Genomic DNA, 7,700 nt, shown 5'->3' on the forward strand with positions numbered 1-7,700 from the left:
ATTCAAAAATCTCTTATTGAGTATTGTCTAAATTGGCTATTTTTCCCGTTTTAGAGAAAGAATCGTCGGGGTTAGCCAGTTAGTTAGTACTAACTGGCTAATTTTATTAAGCTTTATGTAGGTAAATTCAAAACGGATGTTTTGATAGGCGGAGGACTAGAACAATGTGCTGTTCATCCATAAGTGGGTCAGGATACTAGCAGCGTAGCCAAGGGCGATGACGGGCATCCACTTGAGGTGACCAAAGAAGGTGTATTTGCCATGTGCGGCGCCCATTAGAGCCACGCCTGCGGCTGAACCAATTGAGAGCAAACTGCCGCCTACACCAGCGGTTAATGTGACGAGTAACCAATTCCCCATCGACATAGTGGGTTCCATGGTTAATACGGCAAACATCACGGGAATGTTGTCGACAATCGCGGAAAGGATTCCAACCATCACATTAGCCCAAATTGGGTTCCATTCGAGGTACATCACTTCAGAGACTAAGTTGAGATAGCCAATTAAACTTAAACCACCGACACACATCACCACGCCATAGAAAAACAACAGCGTGTCCCACTCCGCATGGGAGACTCGGCGAAACACATCAAATGGCACTACTGAGCCTAAACGTTTTAAAGCATGATCATCACCATTGGCAATCGCCATCAGTGCTTTTCTCTTTAGCGAACGTTTTAGTGTGCGACGCAAGAAAAAGCCGAAGAACTGAAGGTAAGCAAGTCCCATCATCATACCAATCACCGGCGGGAAGTGCAGTGCAGCATGGAACGCGACAGCGGTAGCAATGGTTAAGATAAACAATAAAACGATTCGACGTGCACCACGCTTCAATTCTACGTGCACATGCGCCACATCTGGTTTTGTTTGTGGAATGAAGCGCGACATGATGATCGCTGGAACCACATAACTCACTACGGAGGGCACAAAGAGTGGCAAAAATTCAGAGAAGGAGACGTGCCCTGCCTGCCAAACCATCAAGGTAGTAATGTCGCCAAATGGGCTAAATGCGCCGCCAGCATTGGCTGCGACGACAATGTTGATGCAGGCAAGGTTAATAAAGCGTGTGTTATCGCCGCCAACTTTCATTACCACGGCGCACATGAGAAGCGCCGTCGTTAAATTGTCGGCAATCGGTGAAATGAAGAAGGCAAGGATACCCGTCAACCAAAATAGCGTGCGAAAGTCGAACCCTTTGCCCACCATCCATGCTTGGAGGGCGTCAAACAATTTACGCTCTTCCATGGCATTGATGTAAGTCATCGCGACCAATAGGAATAGCAGCAACTCAGCGTATTCAAGCAAATTGTGCTCAAGTGCCGCTTTAGCAACATCAATTTGGTCATGCTGCGAGTAAATATAACCGAGCATGGCCCAGATAATGCCTGCTGCTAATAACACGGGTTTGGATTTGCGCAGTTGTAAATATTCTTCGAGCATGACCAGTGCATAGGCAATGGTAAAAATGAGTAAGGCGACATAGCCAATGCTCGATTGTGTGAGAGGTAGCGGATCGGTACTGCTGCCAGAGGCGAATGCGCTGGTTGGCATTAGTAAAAAGGTGACAAAAGTCAGCCACAAGCTTTTCATTACTTCAACTCCTTGATAATTCGAAATGTAGATACTTCCTTGCGCTCGAATCAAAGATTATTGATGCAGTCTCACAGCTTGCTGCATGAGTGATATCGCCAAACTGAAATTAAGTGTCCTTGTTGGGAGGGGGGCATTACCACTCCACCCTTATGGGACGTGTTTACTTTCTTCAAGTTTTGCTGTTATCACTAAATTTGAATCATTGTAGAGGGTTAGTTTTGCGGCCTCGGCGCGAAATTAGACAACGGAATATGCTAAAGAATTTTGCTGCTGCTGTCTGTGAGGTAGGTGGAATATGGTTACCCTTAATAAAATATTTAATAGAAATCAGTAATTTTATGAACATTTATCATCGGCATTGTTATGAATTTTGGTTCTGACATCTGGCTATATATGCGTGATGTCACAAAATGTGACACTAAATTGCAGTTTGTAAACAGAACGGATGAGGCATTGATACGGATCAGATTTCTAGCACAGCAATTACCCCAAAATCGCGAGGTCTGTTCCTAAAAATTTTGAGGTGTAAAAAATGTCCACTCCCAATATAGATCGCAAGGTGACATGGGGATGCTATGTCGCACTCGCATTCGCTGTTGTGTTTTTCTCAGGTGCTATGCAGTCGAACGAATGGTACGGTGTTTTCGACTTTACAACGCTAAATGGCGCATTCGGTAGCGTGGCATACGGCGTGCAAGAAACCGCCGATGGTGTTCAAGCGACCATGACATCATTTCGTGGTAAAGGCGGCAGCGGTGCTCGTGATGGTTTCATCTTCGCACTAACGCTAATCCCAACGGTTATGTTCGCATTGGGCGTAATCAATGTACTTGAGCACTACGGCGCACTAGATGCTGCACGTAAACTGCTTACTCCTTTACTTCGTCCTCTTATGGGTATCCCTGGCAGCTCAGGTTTAGCACTAATCGCATCACTACAAAGTACAGATGCTGGTGCGGCAATGACTCGTCAACTAAAAGACGAAGGCCGTTTGACGAAGCGTGAAACTGACGTATTTACCATGTTCCAGTTCACTGCAGGTGCAGCGATCGTTAACTTCTTCTCATCAGGTGCTGTGCTATTTACGCTAACACTAGCGGATGGCTCAATGGCAGTAACCTCTTCAATTGGTCTTGCTGTTGCAGTGATGTTTGTATTCAAGTTTGTAGGCGCTAACTTATTCCGCATCTACCTAAATATCACTGAAGGCAAAGAAGACAAAAACGAAGCAGCACGTCTACAAGAGGAGAAAGCATAATGAGCGAAGTTCAACCTAAAAAACCAATGGTTACTGATATCTTTGTTGAAGGCGCTAAAAAAGGTTGGGTTATTGCAACCACATCAACTGTGCCAAACGTATTGATGGCTTTCGTTATCATTAAAGCGCTACAAATTACCGGTGCTTTGGATCTAATGGGTACGGTTTTCTCTCCTATCATGGCGATCTTCGGCCTCCCAGGTGAAGCTGCAGCAGTACTTATTGGTGCGTGGATGTCGATGGGCGGCGCTGTAGGCGTAGTAATCACGCTATTTGACCAAGGTATCTTAAACGGTGCACACATTGCGATTCTAGCTCCGGCTATCTACCTAATGGGTTCACAAGTCCAGTACATGGGCCGCATCATGGGTCCTATCGGTACAGAAGGTCGTTACATCCCAGTTATGATTGCTATCTCTGTGCTAAACGCATTTGGCGCAATGCTAGTAATGAATCTTTTTGTGTAAGGATTGATTATGAATTTTTCTCTAAATGACTACCTAGAAGAGCTTCGCCCACTGATTGATGTGGATTGTGGCACTTACACGGTTGAAGGTATCGAATTTATCGCTACTCAGTTTGAAGCGAAATTTGCTGATATGGCAGGTTGGAGCGTTAAACGTGTTGATTGTGGTAAAGCTGGCCTTGGCTTAGAAATCCGTAATAAACCAGACGCTGAAATCATCGATGTCATGATGATTGGCCACATGGATACGGTTTTCCCTGTTGGTACGGCAGCAGCACGTCCAATGACCAACGATGCTGAAAAAGCGTACGGCCCTGGCGTTTCAGATATGAAATCTGGCCTACTAAACATCGTTTACGCAATGCGCAACCTAGACCAGGCGGTATTAGACAAACTGTCTATCTGCATCTGTATGAACCCAGACGAAGAAACCGGCTCACTGGATTCAGTTGAGTGGATTCAGTCTGTGGCGAAAAACGCGAAAAACGTTTTGGTTGCAGAAGCGGCTCGTGCAGACGGCGGCTTAGTGAAAGCGCGTAAAGGCATGGCAGGTTACAAAATTACCTTTAAAGGTGTGGCAGCTCACGCTGGTAACGAACCTGAAAATGGCCGTAGCGCAATCACTGAGATGGCAAACTGGATTCTTGCGATCAACGCGATGACCAACTTTGAGTCAGGCACAACGTTAAACGTTGGTGTGGTATCGGGTGGTGCTGGTGCAAACATCGTTCCTGAGCATGCGCAAGCGGTGATTGACGTACGCTTCTGGAGCAATGAAGAGTACGACGACGTTGATACTAAACTACGTGCAATGCTTGAAACGCCTTTTGTTGACGGTGTCTCTATTGCGATGGAACGTGAGTCTTATAAGCCATCAATGGTGGCAAGTCCACTGACTGAAGCACTAATGGCCTTGGTAGAAGAGTCTGCAGCTGAGCTTGAAATCGCGATCAACTGGAAAGAAGTTGGCGGCGGTTCAGATGCGAACAACACGGCGATTCTTGGCGTTCCAACGCTAGATGGTTTTGGCCCTGTAGGTGCTGGTTTCCATAGTGATCAAGAATACTTGTTGTTGGAATCTATCGAGCCACGTATCCGCATGCTCATGCGCGTACTTGAGAAGCTAGCGAAATAAGCGCGTTTGTTCTACCGCTTAAATGGCTAAACCTGTTCCCCTAAATACAATCCCTCAACCTCGGTTGGGGGATTTTTTTATCATTAATCCTCGGTTCATCTACGCGACGTTAAACTGTCATCAATAGAGTCAGTGTTATAATTAAGTTTATCGACTTAATTAAACGATAGCTAAATGATAAAGGAGGCGAACATGAACTCAACGATTGAGCAGAAAGGGATGCCTGCAGAGCCAACGCTCGAGTTGCTTCAAGAGCAACAACCTGCCCCTGATGAAATGACCTTTTGGCGTAAAGTGAAGCGCTCAAGTAAAAAGTTAGGGGAAGAGATTGCGGTGACCGGAATTAAATCTTGGTTAGCAATGACAGACTCTCAAACTTCGGTACGTCATAAGGCGATACTTGGCGGTGCTCTGGCTTACTTTGTGCTACCTGTCGATATGGTGCCAGATGTGCTGGCTGGTGTCGGTTTTACAGATGATATGGCCGCAATGACGCTTGCAGCAAACTCAGTGGGTACGGCGATTACCGACCAACATGAACAAGCGGCGCGTGATAAGTGGCACTCGCTGCATGAACCGTCAGTCAAAGCTGATTAACGCTGCACTAAAATGAAAATCCACCTTACTCGAAGGTGGATTTTTTGTTGGGTCATCGCTACGTGCGATAACTATTTTCTGTTACGAGTGGTTCTGTTACGCGTGATTGTTTACGCTTCGCGCTTGGCGAGATGAACCTCTTCTTCTGAAGCCCCCGCTAATGGGTCATTAAAGCGTTCTTCGTTCAATGCCCCTTCAGATTTCGCCACAATAATGGTTACTGCGCTATCACCGGTAATGTTCACCGCGGTGCGGATCATATCCAGCAGGCGGTCAACACCCATAATCAGCGCAATACCTTCAAGCGGTAAGCCGACTTGGTTAAGCACCATTGCCAACATGACTAATCCCACGCCCGGAACGCCAGCCGTACCCACCGATGCCAACGTAGCTGTTAGAATCACCATCAGGTAATCGCCCATGGTGAGATCAATGTTAAACGCTTGAGCGATAAACGCCGTTGCTACGCCTTGCATGATGGCCGTGCCATCCATGTTAACGGTTGCCCCGAGTGGAATGGTGAACGAAGAAACTCGGTTATCCACGCCCATGCGATGTTTCGCGGTTTCCATGGTGACCGGAATGGTTGCGTTTGAAGATGCCGTTGAGAAGGCGAACATGATGGCATCTTCCATTTTACGTAGGAAGGTAAGCGGACTAAGGCCGGTGAAGCCTTTCAACATCACACTGTAGGTGACTAAACCATGCAATAGAAGTGTACCGGCAAGAACCAAGAAGTACTCAGCTAAGTTGATAATCGCGCTGAGGCCGATGTCGGTAAAGAGCTTGGCCATGAGGAAAAACACCCCAAATGGTGCCAGATTCATCAAGATCGCAACCAGCTTCATGATCACTTCGTTGAGATCAGTAAAGAATGCGGCAATTCGCTCGCCTGGCTTACCTGCAGCACTAATGGCGATACCAAATAACACCGCGAACACGATGACTTGTAGGGTTTTGCCTTCAGCCATTGCACTGATTGGATTGGTAGGGAACATATCAATGATCACCTGTCCAAGCGATGGCGCTTCAGCAGATTTAAATGTGCTAACAGCGGTAAGATCGGCCCCAGAGCCTGGCTGGAATAAGGTGCCCATGGTTAGCGCTAGAGTGATGGCGATTGCCGTTGTCGCGATGTAGAACGCTAAGGTTTTTCCGCCCATACGGCCGAGGGTTGAAAGGTCTTTTAGGGAACTGGTACCACACACGAGTGATACAAACACCAGTGGTACGACTAACATTTTTAGGCTGGCGACAAAAATCTGTCCGCCGACTTCAAATAATCCGTTTACGATGTACTCGTCGATAAATCCATTATCAGCAAACAGGGCGCGAATAGCGAAGCCCGTCAAGATACCCGCAACCATGCCTAGAATCACGCGGCCGGTTAGCGACATCGGTTTCTTGGTATTCATTTAGAACACTCCTTATAGTTATACCCCTTCAATGGGGAGGTGCGGGAGGTTAGCAGTGGAGTTGGTAAATCAAAAAGCAAAACTGTTGGTTTAGGGTTTCAGATGTGATCTAAATCACCATAAAAGTGTGATGATTAACAAAAAATGATCGATTTATAAATACAAAACTATCAAATTAAACTTTAAAGTAGCAAGAATTGATCACCAAAAAGTAAAAATGCGCCAATAAACGCCAGAATAAGCAACGTAGCCTTGCTAAGTTTATGAAATAGCTGCCTTGTTACGGCTTCATTAGCAATGGATACTATTGCCCTATGCGGGGATGAACGGCCACTGAATGGAGCCAACAACTGTGAGACAAACCGCCATTGAACCGTTACAATTTAATCAAACTAAATAAGTGGAATTAATATGAAAATCTGGGTTGATGCCGATGCATGTCCGGTAGTCATCAAAGAGGTACTGTTTCGTGCCGCTCAACGTACTGGTGTAGAAGTCACCTTCGTGGCAAATCAGTTTATTCGCACCCCTGCAGCGGCAAATATTACTAGTTTGCAGGTAGAGGCTGGGTTTGATGTCGCGGACAATGAGATTGTCAAACGCACAGAGGCTGGTGACCTGATTATTACCGGTGATATTCCTTTGGCGGACGAGGTAATTACCAAAGGGGGTCATGCATTGAGCTCACGTGGAGAATTGTTTACCAAAGAGAACATTAAGTCACGCCTGAATATTCGTGATTTTATGGAAACGATGCGTAGCAGTGGCATCCAAAGTGGTGGCCCAGCCCCTCTAAACCAAGCCGATCGCCAGCAGTTCGCTAACCAACTCGACAAATGGTTGGTGCAGTGGCAAAGGGCGCAAAAATAACCGCTAAAATTCAAGCTGTTTACTGGCTAACATCCAGCCTCTACACCGAGGTTGGGTTAAAGCTTGGTTCTAACCATCAGGCATTCATGCCATAACACCCTTGAACATCCGTATTGTTATCAACATCCTTTCTAAAACATAGGCATCTCTTGGAACAGAGTGATGTATCTCTGTGAATCGTAAAATCAGTGCTACAAATTTTGGTTCTTGGCCTCATTTCTAAAAAGTTTCCACTGAATCTCAAACTATCTCCTTGTATTGTTGTGAAAAACTATAAATTGAATATTTTTTAAGCGGTGTGGCGATATGTAATTTGCGGTTCCAAGGAGTAATAGAGTGGAAAACAAATGGGAAACATTTGCCCAA

Annotated in this window: 7 protein-coding genes; 5 read left to right on the forward strand and 2 right to left on the reverse strand. The window is 45.9% G+C overall.

All coding sequences use genetic code 11. The features are described from left to right. Window positions 1–156 precede the first annotated feature (156 nt). Window positions 157–1,590, reverse strand: coding sequence for a sodium:proton antiporter NhaD (gene nhaD, locus RH85_RS06310; RefSeq protein WP_006711375.1), 1,434 nt, complete (start codon window positions 1,588–1,590; stop codon window positions 157–159). Window positions 1,591–2,125: 535 nt separating this feature from the next. On the opposite strand from nhaD, the gene RH85_RS06315 reads away from it, so the two are divergent. From RH85_RS06315 to RH85_RS06330, 4 genes are all read left to right on the forward strand, one after another. Further along, the gene (locus tag RH85_RS06315) at window positions 2,126–2,851 is read left to right on the forward strand and encodes a nucleoside recognition domain-containing protein (RefSeq protein ID WP_006711376.1); all 726 of its coding nucleotides are present in this window, start codon (window positions 2,126–2,128) and stop codon (window positions 2,849–2,851) included. Beyond that, on the forward strand, window positions 2,851–3,318 hold the full coding sequence (locus tag RH85_RS06320) for a YjiG family protein (protein WP_006711377.1): 468 nt from the start codon (window positions 2,851–2,853) through the stop codon (window positions 3,316–3,318). The genes RH85_RS06315 and RH85_RS06320 overlap by 1 nt, the downstream gene beginning before the upstream one ends. A 9-nt stretch (window positions 3,319–3,327) precedes the next feature. After that, window positions 3,328–4,452, forward strand: a complete 1,125-nt coding sequence (locus RH85_RS06325) for a M20 family metallopeptidase (RefSeq protein WP_006711378.1) — start codon at window positions 3,328–3,330, stop codon at window positions 4,450–4,452. Window positions 4,453–4,671: 219 nt separating this feature from the next. After that, window positions 4,672–5,049 (forward strand): YkvA family protein, encoded by a 378-nt coding sequence (locus tag RH85_RS06330; RefSeq protein WP_039948769.1) that lies wholly within the window; start codon window positions 4,672–4,674, stop codon window positions 5,047–5,049. Window positions 5,050–5,159: 110 nt separating this feature from the next. Here RH85_RS06330 and RH85_RS06335 read toward each other — a convergent pair whose 3' ends face one another. Beyond that, entirely contained in the window at window positions 5,160–6,464 is a 1,305-nt protein-coding gene (locus RH85_RS06335) for a dicarboxylate/amino acid:cation symporter (protein WP_006711380.1), read from the reverse strand. A gap of 411 nt (window positions 6,465–6,875) precedes the next feature. Here RH85_RS06335 and RH85_RS06340 point away from each other — a divergent pair, with 411 nt between their 5' ends. Next, window positions 6,876–7,334, forward strand: coding sequence for a YaiI/YqxD family protein (locus RH85_RS06340; RefSeq protein ID WP_006711381.1), 459 nt, complete (start codon window positions 6,876–6,878; stop codon window positions 7,332–7,334). The last annotated feature ends 366 nt before the right edge of the window (window positions 7,335–7,700 follow it).

The organism is Vibrio ichthyoenteri ATCC 700023 (genome assembly GCF_000222605.1).
GTDB lineage: Bacteria > Pseudomonadota > Gammaproteobacteria > Enterobacterales > Vibrionaceae > Vibrio > Vibrio ichthyoenteri.